Annotated in this window: 10 protein-coding genes; 5 read left to right on the top strand and 5 right to left on the bottom strand. The window is 71.0% G+C overall.

The annotated features are described in order from the left end of the window. Window positions 1-3: 3 nt before the first annotated feature. Window positions 4-1,011, bottom strand: coding sequence for an NAD-dependent epimerase/dehydratase family protein (locus ORI60_RS22625; RefSeq protein WP_266039847.1), 1,008 nt, complete (start codon window positions 1,009-1,011; stop codon window positions 4-6). A gap of 163 nt (window positions 1,012-1,174) precedes the next feature. Here ORI60_RS22625 and ORI60_RS22620 point away from each other — a divergent pair, with 163 nt between their 5' ends. Then, entirely contained in the window at window positions 1,175-3,430 is a 2,256-nt protein-coding gene (locus ORI60_RS22620) for a molybdopterin oxidoreductase family protein (RefSeq protein ID WP_266039845.1), read from the top strand. Beyond that, window positions 3,430-3,891: a hypothetical protein gene (locus ORI60_RS22615; RefSeq protein ID WP_266039844.1), complete on the top strand. Its 462-nt coding sequence runs from the start codon at window positions 3,430-3,432 to the stop codon at window positions 3,889-3,891. The genes ORI60_RS22620 and ORI60_RS22615 overlap by 1 nt, the downstream gene beginning before the upstream one ends. Before the next feature lie 52 nt (window positions 3,892-3,943). Here ORI60_RS22615 and ORI60_RS22610 read toward each other — a convergent pair whose 3' ends face one another. Both ORI60_RS22610 and ORI60_RS22605 read right to left on the bottom strand, forming a co-directional pair. Beyond that, window positions 3,944-6,181: a GH92 family glycosyl hydrolase gene (locus ORI60_RS22610; protein ID WP_266039843.1), complete on the bottom strand. Its 2,238-nt coding sequence runs from the start codon at window positions 6,179-6,181 to the stop codon at window positions 3,944-3,946. Between the two features lie 21 nt (window positions 6,182-6,202). Continuing rightward, on the bottom strand, window positions 6,203-6,811 hold the full coding sequence (locus ORI60_RS22605) for a hypothetical protein (protein ID WP_266039842.1): 609 nt from the start codon (window positions 6,809-6,811) through the stop codon (window positions 6,203-6,205). A gap of 116 nt (window positions 6,812-6,927) precedes the next feature. Between ORI60_RS22605 and ORI60_RS22600 the strand changes: the two genes are divergently transcribed. Then, window positions 6,928-8,385 (top strand): hypothetical protein, encoded by a 1,458-nt coding sequence (locus tag ORI60_RS22600; RefSeq protein WP_266039841.1) that lies wholly within the window; start codon window positions 6,928-6,930, stop codon window positions 8,383-8,385. Here the strand turns inward: ORI60_RS22600 and ORI60_RS22595 are convergent. Together ORI60_RS22595 and fusA are read right to left on the bottom strand one after the other, a co-directional pair. Next, on the bottom strand, window positions 8,375-9,136 hold the full coding sequence (locus tag ORI60_RS22595; RefSeq protein WP_266039840.1) for an endonuclease/exonuclease/phosphatase family protein: 762 nt from the start codon (window positions 9,134-9,136) through the stop codon (window positions 8,375-8,377). The genes ORI60_RS22600 and ORI60_RS22595 overlap by 11 nt on opposite strands. A 51-nt stretch (window positions 9,137-9,187) precedes the next feature. Continuing rightward, on the bottom strand, window positions 9,188-11,173 hold the full coding sequence (gene fusA / locus ORI60_RS22590; protein WP_266039838.1) for an elongation factor G: 1,986 nt from the start codon (window positions 11,171-11,173) through the stop codon (window positions 9,188-9,190). A 284-nt stretch (window positions 11,174-11,457) separates the two neighbouring features. Here fusA and ORI60_RS22585 point away from each other — a divergent pair, with 284 nt between their 5' ends. Together ORI60_RS22585 and xylA are read left to right on the top strand one after the other, a co-directional pair. Continuing rightward, window positions 11,458-12,051, top strand: a complete 594-nt coding sequence (locus ORI60_RS22585; RefSeq protein WP_266039836.1) for an SGNH/GDSL hydrolase family protein — start codon at window positions 11,458-11,460, stop codon at window positions 12,049-12,051. Between the two features lie 77 nt (window positions 12,052-12,128). Continuing rightward, window positions 12,129-13,280 (top strand): xylose isomerase, encoded by a 1,152-nt coding sequence (gene xylA, locus ORI60_RS22580; RefSeq protein WP_266039930.1) that lies wholly within the window; start codon window positions 12,129-12,131, stop codon window positions 13,278-13,280. The last annotated feature ends 1 nt before the right edge of the window (window position 13,281 follow it).

Raw genomic sequence — 13,281 nt, 5'->3', positions numbered from 1 at the left:
CGCTCATCTACCCAGAACCGGGCTGGCTGGAACCTCCCTGCCCTGTCCCAGCCCGACCACGATCGCCTTGAGGGCCTCCTGCGCGTCGAACTCGGGCTTCCAGCCGAGCTCCGTCCTGGCGCGCGAGGCGTCCAGCAGCGGTGACTTCAGGGCGAGGTCGACCCATCCGGGCGGCGTGGGCTGCAGGTGCAGCCTCCAGCTGACGTTCGCCAGTGACCGCATCAGCTTCGGCGGAACGGTGACGTGCCGGCTTCCGAGGACCTCGGCCATCGCTCGGGGCGTGATGACGGGGTCGGCCACGAGGTTGATCCCGCCGTGCAGCCGCTGCTTCAGGATCCGCGCGACTGCGTCGGCGACGTCGTCCGCGTGCACGAACTGCAGCACCAGGTCGCGCGGGATCGGCAGGACGGGGATCCGGTGCCGGAACACGGCTCTCGGCACCAGGCTGCCGAGGAAGTAGTCGCGGATCTCGGATCCGGCGTCGGACTGCAGGATCAGGCCGGGCCGCGGCCGGGAGATGAGCAGGTCCGACTCGAACTTGTTCAGCATGTGCTCCACAGCCGCCTTGTGCCTGCTGTAGAAGGACGTCCTCACCCCGTCGACCGGCCACGACTCGTCGACCCGACGGTCCTTGCTGCCGGGTGAGTACGCGCCGACCGACGACATGTGGACCAGGTGTGGCACATCGGCCTTCACCGCCGCGCTGAAGACCTGGGCGGACCCGGCCACGTTCGTCCGGTACAGCGCCCGTTCGTCCCGCGAGGGCTGGATGAGCCAGGCCAGGTGCACGACGGCGTCGGCCTTCGCGAACGCGGTGCGCAGCACCTCCTCCGCGCCGGCACGGCCGATCTCGACGGGCGTCCAGAGCACGCCGCGGTAGGGCGGCGCGTCGGCCGGCGGGCGGCGCGAGATGCCGTGCACCTCGACGTCCGGTTCCTCGGCCAGCCTGCGCAAGAGCGCCGTTCCCACGTTGCCACTCGCTCCGGTGACGACGATCCTGCGTGCGGGCATGGTTCCTCCGGGTGTCGGCCTGTGCTGCCGGATACCCGTTCAGGTGACGGTGAGAACCGTCTTCAGCCTGCCGTCGCGACGGATTTGCCGACGATGTCCGCCAGAACGGACAAAGCAGCCTGGGCACGTGTTTCGTTCGAACGAAGGCGGGTACCGCCCCGAGGTGGATCGCATCGCCGACATATGGGGATCACGCACGCCGCACGGACGCGGGACGCGGTGGCCGGTCCGGGTCGACCAGCGGCTCGCGGACGGCGTCGAGGAGTCCGATGTGGACCGCTGGGTCCAGTCGGCGTGTGTGCTGTGCAGCAACGGGTGCGGCTGCGACATCGCGGTCAGGGACGGCAGGATCGTCGGTGTTCGCGGACGCGCGGACGACATCGTCAACCGCGGCAGGCTTGGACCGAAAGGCCTTCACGGCTCGTGGCAGGCGCACGGCAAGGACCGGCTCACCACGCCGTTGATCCGCCGGGACGGCGAACTGCGGGAGACCGACTGGGACACCGCGATGAGCGCCATCGTCCGCCGTTCCCAGGACCTCCTCGCCGACACCGGGCCGCTGTCGCACGGCTTCTACACCAGCGGGCAGCTGTTCCTGGAGGAGTACTACACGCTCGGCGTGATCGGGAAGGCCGGCATCGGCACCCCGCACATGGACGGCAACACCCGGCTCTGCACCGCGACGGCCGCGGCGGCGCTCAAGGAGTCGTTCGGCTCGGACGGCCAGCCCGCCTGCCACGCGGACATCGACCTCTGCGACGCCCTGTTCCTGTACGGGCACAACATGGCGGCCACTCAGACCGTGATGTGGGCGCGGGTGCTCGACCGGCTGGAGGGACCCGGCAGGCCCCGGCTGGTCGTCGTCGACCCCCGGCGCACACCGACCGCCGAGGCCGCCGACGTGCACCTGGCGCCGTTGCCCGGCACGAACCAGGCGTTGCTGAACGGCCTGGTGCGCGAGGTGGTCGAGCGCGGCTGGTTCGACCGCGAGTACGTCGACCGGCACACCCTCGGTTTCGAGGAGCTCAAGGCCACCGTCGCGCCGTACACACCGGAACGCGTGGCGGAGATCTGCCGCGTCTCCCCCGCCGACCTGGTGCGGGCCGCGGAGATCTTCGGGACGTCGGACCGGGTGCTCTCGACCGTGCTGCAGGGCTTCTACCAGTCGCACCAGGCGACCGCGGCGTCGTGCCAGGTCAACAACCTGCACCTGCTGCGCGGCCAGATCGGCCGGCCCGGCAGCGGTGTGCTGCAGATGAACGGCCAGCCGACCGCCCAGAACACCCGCGAGTGCGGCGCCGACGGTGACCTGCCCGGCTTCCGCAACTGGGACAACCCCGAGCACGTCGAGGAGCTCGCGCGGCTGTGGAACGTCGATCCGCTGACCATCCCGCACTGGGCGCCACCGACGCACGCGATGCAGATCTGGCGGTACGCCGAGCAGGGTTCGATCAGGTTCCTCTGGATCTCCGCGACCAACCCCGCCGTCTCGCTGCCGGAGCTGGCCCGCGTCAGGGAGATCCTGCGCCGGGAGGACCTGTTCGTCGTCGCGCAGGACGCGTTCCGCACCGAGACGACCGAACTGGCGGACGTCGTGCTGCCGGCCGCGCTGTGGGGCGAGAAGCAGGGCACGTTCACGAACCTGTCGCGGGTGGTGCACCTGTCCGAGCAGGCCGTCGAACCGCCCGCCGGCGCCCGCAGCGACCTCGACATCTTCCTGGACTACGCGAGCCGCATGGGTTTCCGCGACCGCGCCGGTGATCCGCTGATCAAGTGGAAGGACGCGGAGGGCGCGTTCGACGCGTGGCGCGAGTGCAGTCGCGGCAGGCCGTGCGACTACAGCGAGCTCTCCTACGAACGGTTGCGCGGCGGCAGCGGAATTCCCTGGGGCGGGGAAAGGCTCTACGCCGACGGCGTGTTCCCCACCGCCGCCGAGTACTGCGAGGACTACGGCCACGACCTGCTGACCGGCGCCTCGACCACGCCGGCCGACTACCGGGCACGGCGCCCGGACGGGCGGGCGTTCCTGAAGGCGGCCGAGTACACGCCCGCGCGGGAGCAGCCGGACGACGAGTACCCGTTGCTCTGCACGACCGGCCGCTCGGTCTACCACTTCCACACCCGCACCAAGACCCGTCGCGCCCCGGAGCTGCAGAAGGCGGCCCCGGACCCGTGGGTCGAGCTCTCCCCCGCCGACGCGGACGAGCTCGGCCTGGGCGAGGGCGACGTCGTCCGGGTCGAGTCCCGGCGGGGGTCCGTCGAGGTGCCGGTCCACATCGGACGGTGCCGTGACGGCGTGGCGTTCCTGCCGTTCCACTACGGCTTCCAGGCCGCCAACGAGCTGACGGCGACCGAGTGGGACCCGGTCTCCAAGCAGCCCTTGTTCAAGATCAGCGCCGTGCGGATCAGGAGGGTCTGATGCACCTCGCCACCTACCTGGGGCTGCTGCAGACCTCGCTGCGCACGCTCGCCGGCGCGTTCCGCGAGGTCGCGAGCGGTCACGGCGACGAGCCGGACGTGCGGCGCACCTGCGAGGTGCTCGCGTCGCGGATCGACGGCCAGGCCGAGAAGCTCGCACCGGTCGTCGACCGGTACGGCGAGCACCGCGAGGCCGAGCCGGAACGCCTGCACGCCGCGGAGTTCGAGCAGACCCGCACCGGCGGTGTCGGCCTGCTGCGCGACCTGCAGGACCTGTACGCGCTGTCGTCGTTCACCGACATCACCTGGACCGTCGTCGGCCAGGCGGCGCAGGGCCTCCGCGACCAGGAGCTCATCGACGTCGTCAACGCCTGCGAGCAGGACACGGCACGGCAGCTGGCGTGGTTGAAGACGCGGATCAAGCAGGGCGCCCCGCAGGCGTTGATCGCGGCAAGGGACTGACACCCGCTGGCGGTGTGCCCCGGTCGTTCCTGCGCGACGCGGTCTTCCCGGGTCACCCTTCGAGACGGGAGACGAGGACCCCTCCGCGCTCGACGAACGACTCGGGCAACCACGGCTGGTCGAGCTTGCGGCCGTTCCACCTCGTCTCCTGCACGTAGATGCCCGGTGTGCCGGTCGCGAGGATCGTGATGTTCTTCGCGGTGATCCGGGTCTTCGGGAACATCGGGCTGGAGACGTGCAGCTCGGCGCTGCTCGGCGTGCGCGGGTACAGGCCGAGCGCGGCGAAGACGTACCAGGACGACATGGTGCCGAGGTCGTCGTTGCCGGGCAGGCCGGACGGGCCGGTCCGGTAGACCAGCCTCGCCATCGCCCGCACCGTCTCCTGGGTTCTGCGCGGCTGCCCGAGCTCGTTGTAGATCCACGGCGTGTGGATGCCCGGCTCGTTCGTCGGGTCGTACCGCAGCGCGTCGCCGCCGGTCGCCCACGAGCCGTCCGCGCGCTTGAAGAACCCGTCCAGCCTGGAGACCGCGACGTCCTTGCCGCCCATCGCCTCGGCCAGGCCTTGGACGTCGTGCGGCACCATCCACGTGTAGGTGGCACTGCTGCCCTGCGCGAAGCCCAGGTCGGAGGCCGGGTTGAACGGCGTCACCCACGTGCCGTCGGCCTTGCGGGCCTGCTGGTGGCCGGTGGCCGGGTTGAACGTGTTGCGCCACCAGCCCGCGCGCTCCTGCATCTCCTCGCTGGGGCGGCCGAGCCTGCGGCCCAGGTCGGCGAGGGCCTGGTCGGCGACGGAGTCCTCGAGGGTCTCGGCGGCACCTCCCCAGCAGTGGCAGGTGTCGTGCGGGGCGTAGCCGAACCGCACGTACTCGGCGAGGTTCGGGCGCTGGCCCTCGCACTGACCGGGACAGCCCTTGTCGGACAGCCCGTCCGGGTGCGGGACGGTCGCCTGGCGCAGCAGCGAGTCGTAGGCCGCCCGCACGTCGAAGTCCCTGGCGCCCATGGCGTACATGCCCGCGACGGCCGGGGCGGACGGGTCACCGGTCATCACGTGCGTCGGGCCGGTGATGTGCACCCAGCGGTCCCACACGCCGCCGTTCTCGCGCGAGATCTCCAGCAACGACTGGGCGTACCCGCTCGCGACGTCCGGTGCGAGCAGGGCCAGCAGCTGGGTCTGGGCGCGGTACTGGTCCCAGCCCGAGAAGTTGCCGTACCGCACCTCGCGGCCGGCGTCGCTGATCACGTTGGGCTGCAGGAAGGCGTGGTAGAGCGCGGTGTAGAAGATCGTGCGCTCGTCGGCGGTGCCGCCGTCGACCTCGACCGCGCGCAACCGCTTCGCCCAGTCCTTCTTCGCTTCCTCGGCCACGTCCGCGACGGTCGCGCGCTTCGGGATCTCCGCCGCGAGGTTGCGCTCGGCCGCGTCGAGGCTGGTGTAGGAGATGCCGACGCGCATCCGGACCTGCTTGTCCGCGAAGGACACGTAGCCGCCGGATCCCCTGCCCGCGCGCGCACTTCCGGTCAGGTAGCCCTCGCCACCGCGCGCGGTGGTGCTGCCGGGCCTGAGCTCGCTGTCGACCCACGTGCCGTGCGCCGAGATCGGGCGGTCGAACGACGCCGTGAAGTGCAGGCGGTAGTAGGTCTTCTGGTTGTTCGTGCCGCCGTTCGCCCGGCGGCCGCAGAACGCACCGGTGAGCACCGAGCCCGAGACGGAGCTGGTCGCCGGGTCGATCGTGATGTCGGCGTCCTCGCTGCCGTTGAGCGAGTTCGAGGTGCGGAACAGCAGCGAGCCGTTCACCGGGAAGGTGAACTCGCCGATGCCGGCGCGGGTCGTCACGGAGAGGTCCGCCGTGGCACCGGACTTCAGGCCCACCCGGTAGCGGCCGGCCTCGGCCTTCTCGTCGGCGTGGGAGAAGTCGCTCGCGAAGATCTGGTCCTTGGTGTCCGCGGTCGGCGACGAGGTGATCTCACCGACGTGCGGCATGATCGGGATGTCCCCGGCGGCACCGGGATGGCAGCCGGCGCCGTTGACGTGCGTGAGGCTGAAGCCGCGCACCCTCGTCGCGTCGTAGGCGTAACCGTTGGCGGCGCCTGTGTTCGTCTGGTCGCCACGCGTCGACGTCGGGCTCCACGAGATCATCCCGAACGGCCGCACCGCGCCCGGATAGGTGTTGCCACCGCCCGCCGAGCCGATCAGCGGGTCGACGTAGCGGGTGTCGTCCCTCACCGCCGCACTCGCGGGGGTCGCCAGCGCGGCGGTGAGGACAGTGACCAGGAAGACCGGGAGCGCTCTCACGTCCCGGACACTAACCGGTTCTCAGTGAACGCAGGGTGGCCGGTAGCCGTCGATCTTGAGGCCCTGGAACTCCAGGTCGTTCTTGGTGTTGCCGACGAACACCAGGCCACGGGCGTCGTCGAGCGCGTCGGCCAGCGGGTAGGACGGCTTGCCGAGCGCGGGCAGATATGTCCAGTCACCTGTCCTGAAGCTGAAGAACCGCTTCACGAGCCTGCCGCCGGTGGACGGCACCTTGGTGACCCACTTGTCGCCACCGCTCCAGAACGACGCGGGCCGCAGCTGGACGTGGAGGTCGTTGGTGGCGCGGTAGGTCATCCAGAAGCCGGCCGACTCGGACAGGTCCGCCTCGGCCTCGAACCTGTTCCCCAGCCAGACGACCATCACCGCCCAGTCGTCGGCCAGGAACCTGATCTTCGCCGTGTACCCGTGCCGTCCCTTGGGCACGAGGATGCTGCCGGTCGCGGGCTCCGTGGCACCCTCACCACTGGCGATCCACTGCTGCAACCGGTCGATGGACGGGGTGGCGCACTCGCGGCCGCGCGAGGCGTTCGCCACCGCCGTCGAGCTGAGCGTGAACAGCACCGCGCACGCGATCACCGCGACGCGGCCGAACGTCGATTTCAGGCGCATCTGGCGGACCGTAGCGGAGATTGGTTTAAACCATTTCTCTTCACCGTTGACAGGTCTCAGCCGGCTACCTGGACAGCGGATTGTGAGGGCCTCCCGCGAGGGACACAGTGAGCCTCGTGCAGCCTGCCAGATGCATCGCATCCATAGGTGTCGTAGCGGTTTTCGCCCTCCAACTCACCACTCCGGCCCTGGCGTCGGCCGGCTGCTCCCCCGCGGTCGGCGCGCGGTCGTTCGCCACGGCCTCCCAGCTCCGCGCTCTCAACGCCACCGTCGCCGGGTTCGGCGTCCGCGCGACCGGCAGCCCTGCGCACAACCGCCTGATCTCCTGGCTGGAACGCCGTGTGGACCGGCTGCCGGGGGTGTCCGTGCGGTCCGAGCCCTTCGCGATCGAGCGCTGGCGGCCAGGTCCCGGACTGCTGTTCTCGGGCGGTGTCGTACCGGTCGCCGGCGCGATCCCCTACTCCGATCCCGGCCTGCGTTCCGGCGAGCTGGTCCGCCTGCCCGCCGGCACCCCGATCACCGCCGCGAACGCCGCCGGCAGGATCGTGCTGCGCGACTTCCCCGCCCTCGACCGCGGCTACCTCGCCGAACCGCTGCTGGACAGGGACATGGTCGACGCGGGCAGGGCCGGCGCCGCCGGGGTCGTCGTCGCCTTCCCGTTCCCGCACGAGCAGGTGAAGGGCTACTGGGACCCGCACCTCGGCACCCACTACCGCGTGCCGGGCGTGTTCGTCGGCTCCGACGCGGCCGCGAAGCTCGTGCCGGGAACGCGGACGACCATCGGCGTCCTCGCCGCGCGCGCCCCCGCCGTCACGCGCTCGCTGGTCGCGACGCTGCCGGGCCTGAGCAGCGAGCGGATCGTCCTCGACACCAACACCGACGGCGTGGGGTGGGTGCAGGAGAACGGGACAGTCGCGCTGCTGGCGCTGGCCGAGCACTTCGCGCGCCAGCCGTTGCGCTGCCGGCCGCGCACGCTGGAGTTCGTCTTCGCGACAGGTCACCTGCACCGCCCGGCGGAGGGCAGCGAGTTCCGCGCCCGCGCGCTCGACGCCGAGTACGACTCGGGCTCCGTCGCGTTCGCGTTCGTGCTGGAACACCTCGGGACGCGGGAGTTCCTGCCTCGTGACGGCTCTCTGCAACCGACGGGCCTGGCCGAGCCGTCCGGCTGGTTCGCGGGCAGTCCGGTGCTGGCGCGGACGGCGGCGACGGCGCTGGCCGGGCGTTCGGTCGAGCGCACCTTCGTCCTGCCGGGCAGTGATCCGCCGGTACCGGGCCGGGTGCCGGCGCAGTGCTCGTTCGGCGGCATCGGCACGCACTTCCACTCGCACCTGGTCCCGGCGATGGCGATGATCTCCGGACCGTGGACGCTCTGGGCGCCGTCGTTCGGCGCGGCGGCGGTCGACCACGACCACATGCGGCGCCAGGTGCTGGCCGCGGGTGACGCGATCACCGCGCTGGCGCCGTTGCCGCGCGAGCAGATAGCCGGGCCGTACCTCGACCTGCGGCGGGCGCGGGCGGCCGGTGCGCCGACCTGCCCCCACGACCTGCCGCCCGAGTGGGCGCCTAGAAGCTGATCGACGCCTGGACGGCCAGGTGGTCGGACGGGTACTGGCCGTTCAGGTGGAAGGTGTTGATCGCGGCGGCCTCGACCGCGGCGCCGCGGGTCAGGATCCAGTCGATGCGCGGCCCGTCCGGGACGAGCGGGCCGTACCCGTGGAACGTCCCGTACGCCGGGGTCGTCCGCGGGCCCGCGAGCCACGTGTCGGCCAGCCCGGACGTCAGGGTGGTGTACGCCGGTGAGCCGGGGACGTCGTTGAAGTCGCCGGTGAGCACGACCGGGAGCGCCTGGGCCTGGAGGCGGTCGCGGACGAACTCCGCGCTGCACAGGCGGGAGTGCGCCGACTCGTGGTCGAAGTGCGTGTTGACGGCCACGAACTGCTTGCCGGTCAGGCGGTCCGCGAACCGGACCCACGTGACCATGCGGATCACGTTGTTGCCCCACGACCGGGAGCCGATGACGTCCGGGGTGGCGGACAGCCAGTGGTGGTCGAACTCCAGCGGCTGCAGGCGGAGCGTGTCGAAGAAGATCGCCACGAACTCGTCGTGGCTGCCGCCCGCGCGGCCGAGGCCGATCCAGTCGTAGTGGTCGGGCAGGTCGTGCGCGATGTCGTTGATCTGCCCGTACAGGCCTTCCTGCGTGCCGAGCAGGGCCGGGCGTTCCCGGAGCAGGAACTGGGCCATGACCGGACGCCGGGCCGCCCACGAGTTCGGCTCGGCGTCCGAGGCGTACCGCAGGTTGAACGACATGACGTTCAAGGTCGACATCTGTCCGAGCATGGCACAGGCCCGCCCCAGGTCGGGGCGGGCCTGCTCATGTCATGCCGGCGCGTAGCCGGTCGGGGTGGCGGTGAAGCTGCCACGGCCCTGCGTCCGGCTGCGCAACCTCGTGACGTAGCCGAACATCTCGGCCAACGGCACGCTCGCCGTCACCACGGTCGCACCGGGCCTGGCCTCCGAACCGAGGATCCTGCCCCGGCGCGTCGCCAGATCACCCAGCACGCCACCGAGGTACTCCTCCGGCACGGTCACCGCGACCTCGGCGATCGGTTCGAGCAACGTCATGGCGCCGGCCTTCAGCGCCTCGCGCAGCCCGAGCCTGCCCGCCGTGCGGAACGCCATCTCCGAGGAGTCCTTGACGTGCGTGGACCCGTCGGTGAGCGTCACCCGCACCCCGGTCACCGGGTGGCCGAGAGGTCCCTCGGCCAGCGCGTCCCGGCAGCCCTGTTCGACCGCGCGGACGAACTCCTGCGGCACGCGCCCGCCGGTCACGGCCGAGCGGAACTCGAAACCGGTCTCCAGCGGCTCGGTGTCGAGCACGATGTGAGCGAACTGCCCCTGTCCTCCGTCCTGCTTGGCGTGCCTGTGGACGAATCCCGTGACGCCCGTGCTCACGGTCTCGCGGTACGAGACGCGTGGCCGTCCCATGGTGAGCTCGATGCGGTGCAGCGTGCGCGCCTTCTCCACCGAGACCTCCAGGTGCAGCTCGCCCTGACCGGACAGCACCGTCTGACCGGTCTCCGGGTCCGTCCCGAACCTCAGGGACGGGTCCTCGTCGACCAGGTGCGCCAGTGCCTCGGTCAGCCGCGCGTTGTCCGCGCTGGTCCGCGTTTCCACGGCCACCGACACGACCGGCTCCGGCGGCACCGGGGGTTCGAGCAACAACGGAGCCGACGGCGCGCACAGGGTCGTCCCGGTACGAGCCGACTTCAGCCCCACCACCGCCACGATGTCCCCCGCGACGGCCTGGTCGACCGGCGTGTGCCGGTCGGCCTGGACGCGCAGGATCCGGCCGATGCGCTCGGTGCGGCCGCCCACCTGGACCGTGTCTCCCTTGTGGAGGGTGCCCGAGTAGACGCGGACGTACGCGAGCCGTCCGGTGGCGGTGGCGTTCACCTTGAACACCAGCGCCGCGAACGGTGCGTCCGGGTCCGGCTGCCGTTCCTGGCCGTCGACGCCCCGCACCGGCGGAACGTCCACAGGGGACGGCAGGTACGCGATCACCGCGTCCAGCAACGCCTCGACACCGCGGTTGCGGTACGCCGAGCCGCACAGCACGACGGTGGCCCCGCCCTGCCTGGTCAGGTCGCGCAGAGCGTCTCGCAAAGTCTGCTCGGACAGGCCCTGTGCGAAGAACTCCTCCAACGCGTCGGGGTGCAGCTCCGCCACCGCCTCCTCCAGGAGGCGGCGCCGTCGTCGCGCCTCTGCCAGCAGCGTTTCCGGTACGGGTCCCTCGGTCATGCCGTCGTCCCAGATCAGCGCGCGCATGCGCACCAGGTCGACGACGCCGTGGAACCCGTCCTCCACGCCGATCGGCAGCTGCACGACGAGCGGCACGGTGTGCAGCCGCGTGCGGATCGACTCGACGACCTGGTCGAGGTCCGCGCCCGCCCGGTCGAGCTTGTTGACGAACGCGATCCTGGGCACGCCGTACCGATCCGCCTGCCGCCACACCGATTCGCTCTGCGGCTCCACGCCGGCCACACCGTCGAACACCGCGACGGCCCCGTCGAGCACGCGCAGGGACCGTTCGACCTCGTCGGCGAAGTCGACGTGTCCCGGCGTGTCGATGAGGTTGACGCGATGGGAGTCCCACGTGCAGGTCACGGCCGCGGCGAAGATCGTGATGCCGCGATCGCGTTCCTGCGGGTCGAAGTCGGTGACGGTGGTGCCGTCGTGCACCTCGCCGCGCTTGTGGGTGCTCCCGGTCGCGAACAGGACGCGTTCGGTGAGCGTGGTCTTGCCCGCGTCGACGTGGGCGAGGATGCCGAGGTTGCGGACAGCGTTCAACGTGATCGTGCGCATGGTTCGATGCCTTTGGTGTCAAGGACTTGCGGGGGTCAGCGCGATGACCCGGCGAACTCCGCCCGGGAGTTCGTCAGACAGTCCGGCGCCCGGCGCGCAGCAGGCGACCGGGGTGCGAGGACACGAGGATCACGTCGAAACGGGACGGGAGGACGACGGCGGCGGTACGCACGGCCGGTCTCCTCTCGCCTCGGTGATGATGATCGTGGAGTGTAGACACATGAGCGTTGCCTCACAACGCATTTGAGGCGGAACACCTCCACGACGCCCTTCGTTCACCGGGTATGCGCCTGTGTTTGCTCGGCGACTCGATCGCCGCCGGAGTGGGCAGCACGCGCCGGGAGGACACACTCGGCCCGTTGCTCGCCGAACGCCTGCGAAAGGCGGGACATCGAGTCGAACTCGCCGTGCACGCGTTCGCCGGCGCTCGCTCGGCCGATCTGCGCGCCCAGGTGCGCACCGCCGTAGCGAGCGGAGCCGACGTCGCGGTGGTGGTCATCGGCGCGAACGACCTGACCAGGTTCGTCCCGGCGCACGTCGGAGCCCAGCAGCTGCACGACGCCGTCGCGGACCTGCGCGCGGCGGGGGCCGAGGTCGTCGTCGCCACGGCGCCGGACCTGAGCATCGTCTCGCACGTGCCGCCCGCGTTGCGCAACGTCGTGTCGGCCGTGAGCCGCGACTACGCCCAGGTGCAGCAGCAGGCCGTCATCCGGGCCGGCGGGGTCGTCGCCCACGTCGAACGCGCCGTCACGCCGCGGTTCGCCGCCGACCCCTCGCTGTTCGCCGCCGACCGCTTCCACCCCTCCGCCGCCGGCTACCGCGCGATCGCCGAGGCCCTGGCGCCCGCGGTCGAGGCCGCCGCGGACCGGCTCGGCTGAGCGAACTCCGACGTTGCGATCAACGCCGTGGCGTCGTACTGTCCGCACTAAGTTCAAGCATTGAACGAATGAGGTGGATGATGAGCACGCCCACTCCGGCGGACAAGTTCTCCTTCGGTCTGTGGACCGTGGGCTGGCAGGGACGCGACCCGTTCGGCGAGGCCACGCGACCCGAGCTCGACGTGGTCGAGGCCGTGCACCGGCTCGCCGAGCTGGGCGCCTACGGCCTGACGTTCCACGACGACGACCTGTTCGGCTTCGAGGCGACGCACCGTGACCAGCAGATCAGCCGGCTGCAGGGCGCGCTGGCCGAAACCGGTCTCGTCATCCCGATGGTGACGACGAACCTGTTCAGCCACCCCGTCTTCAAGGACGGCGGCTTCACCAGCAACGACCGCGGCGTGCGGCGGTTCGCGCTGCAGAAGGTGCTGCGCAACGTCGAGCTGGCGGCGGAGCTCGGCGCCAAGACGTTCGTGCTGTGGGGCGGCCGCGAGGGCTCCGAGTACGACGTGGCCAAGGACGTGCGTGCGGCGCTCGACCGGTACCGCGAGGCCATGAACCTGCTGACGCAGTTCGTCACGGACCGCGGCTACGACATCCGGTTCGCGCTCGAGCCGAAGCCGAACGAGCCGCGCGGTGACATCCTGCTGCCGACGGTCGGGCACGCGCTCGCGTTCATCACCTCGCTCGACCGGCCCGAGCTGGTCGGCCTGAACCCCGAGGTCGGGCACGAGCAGATGGCCGGGCTGAACTTCGTGCACGGCATCGCGCAGGCGCTGTGGCACGGCAAGCTGTTCCACATCGACCTCAACGGTCAGCGCAGCATCAAGTACGACCAGGACCTGGTGTTCGGGCACGGCGACCTGATGAACGCGTTCGCGCTGGTCGACCTGCTGGAGACCGCCGGCTACGACGGGCCCCGGCACTTCGACTACAAGCCGTCGCGCACCGAGGACATCACGGGCGTCTGGGACTCGGCCAAGGCGAACATGGCCACGTACCTGCTGCTCCGCGACCGCGCAGCCGCGTTCCGCGCGGACCCGGAGGTCCAGGAGGCGCTGGCCGTGGCGGGTGTCGCGGAGCTCTCGCAGCCGACGCTCAACGCCGGCGAGTCCTACGACGACCTGATCAAGGACACCGGCTTCGACCCCGACCAGGCGGGCGAACGGGGCTACGGCTTCGTCCGGCTCAACCAGCTCGCCCTCGAGCACCTCACGGGAGCGCGCTGAC

This window comes from Lentzea sp. NEAU-D7 (assembly GCF_026242055.1).
GTDB lineage: Bacteria > Actinomycetota > Actinomycetes > Mycobacteriales > Pseudonocardiaceae > Lentzea.
The sequence above is the reverse complement of the archived record's forward strand: the minus strand, read 5'-3'. Positions and strand labels throughout refer to the sequence as shown.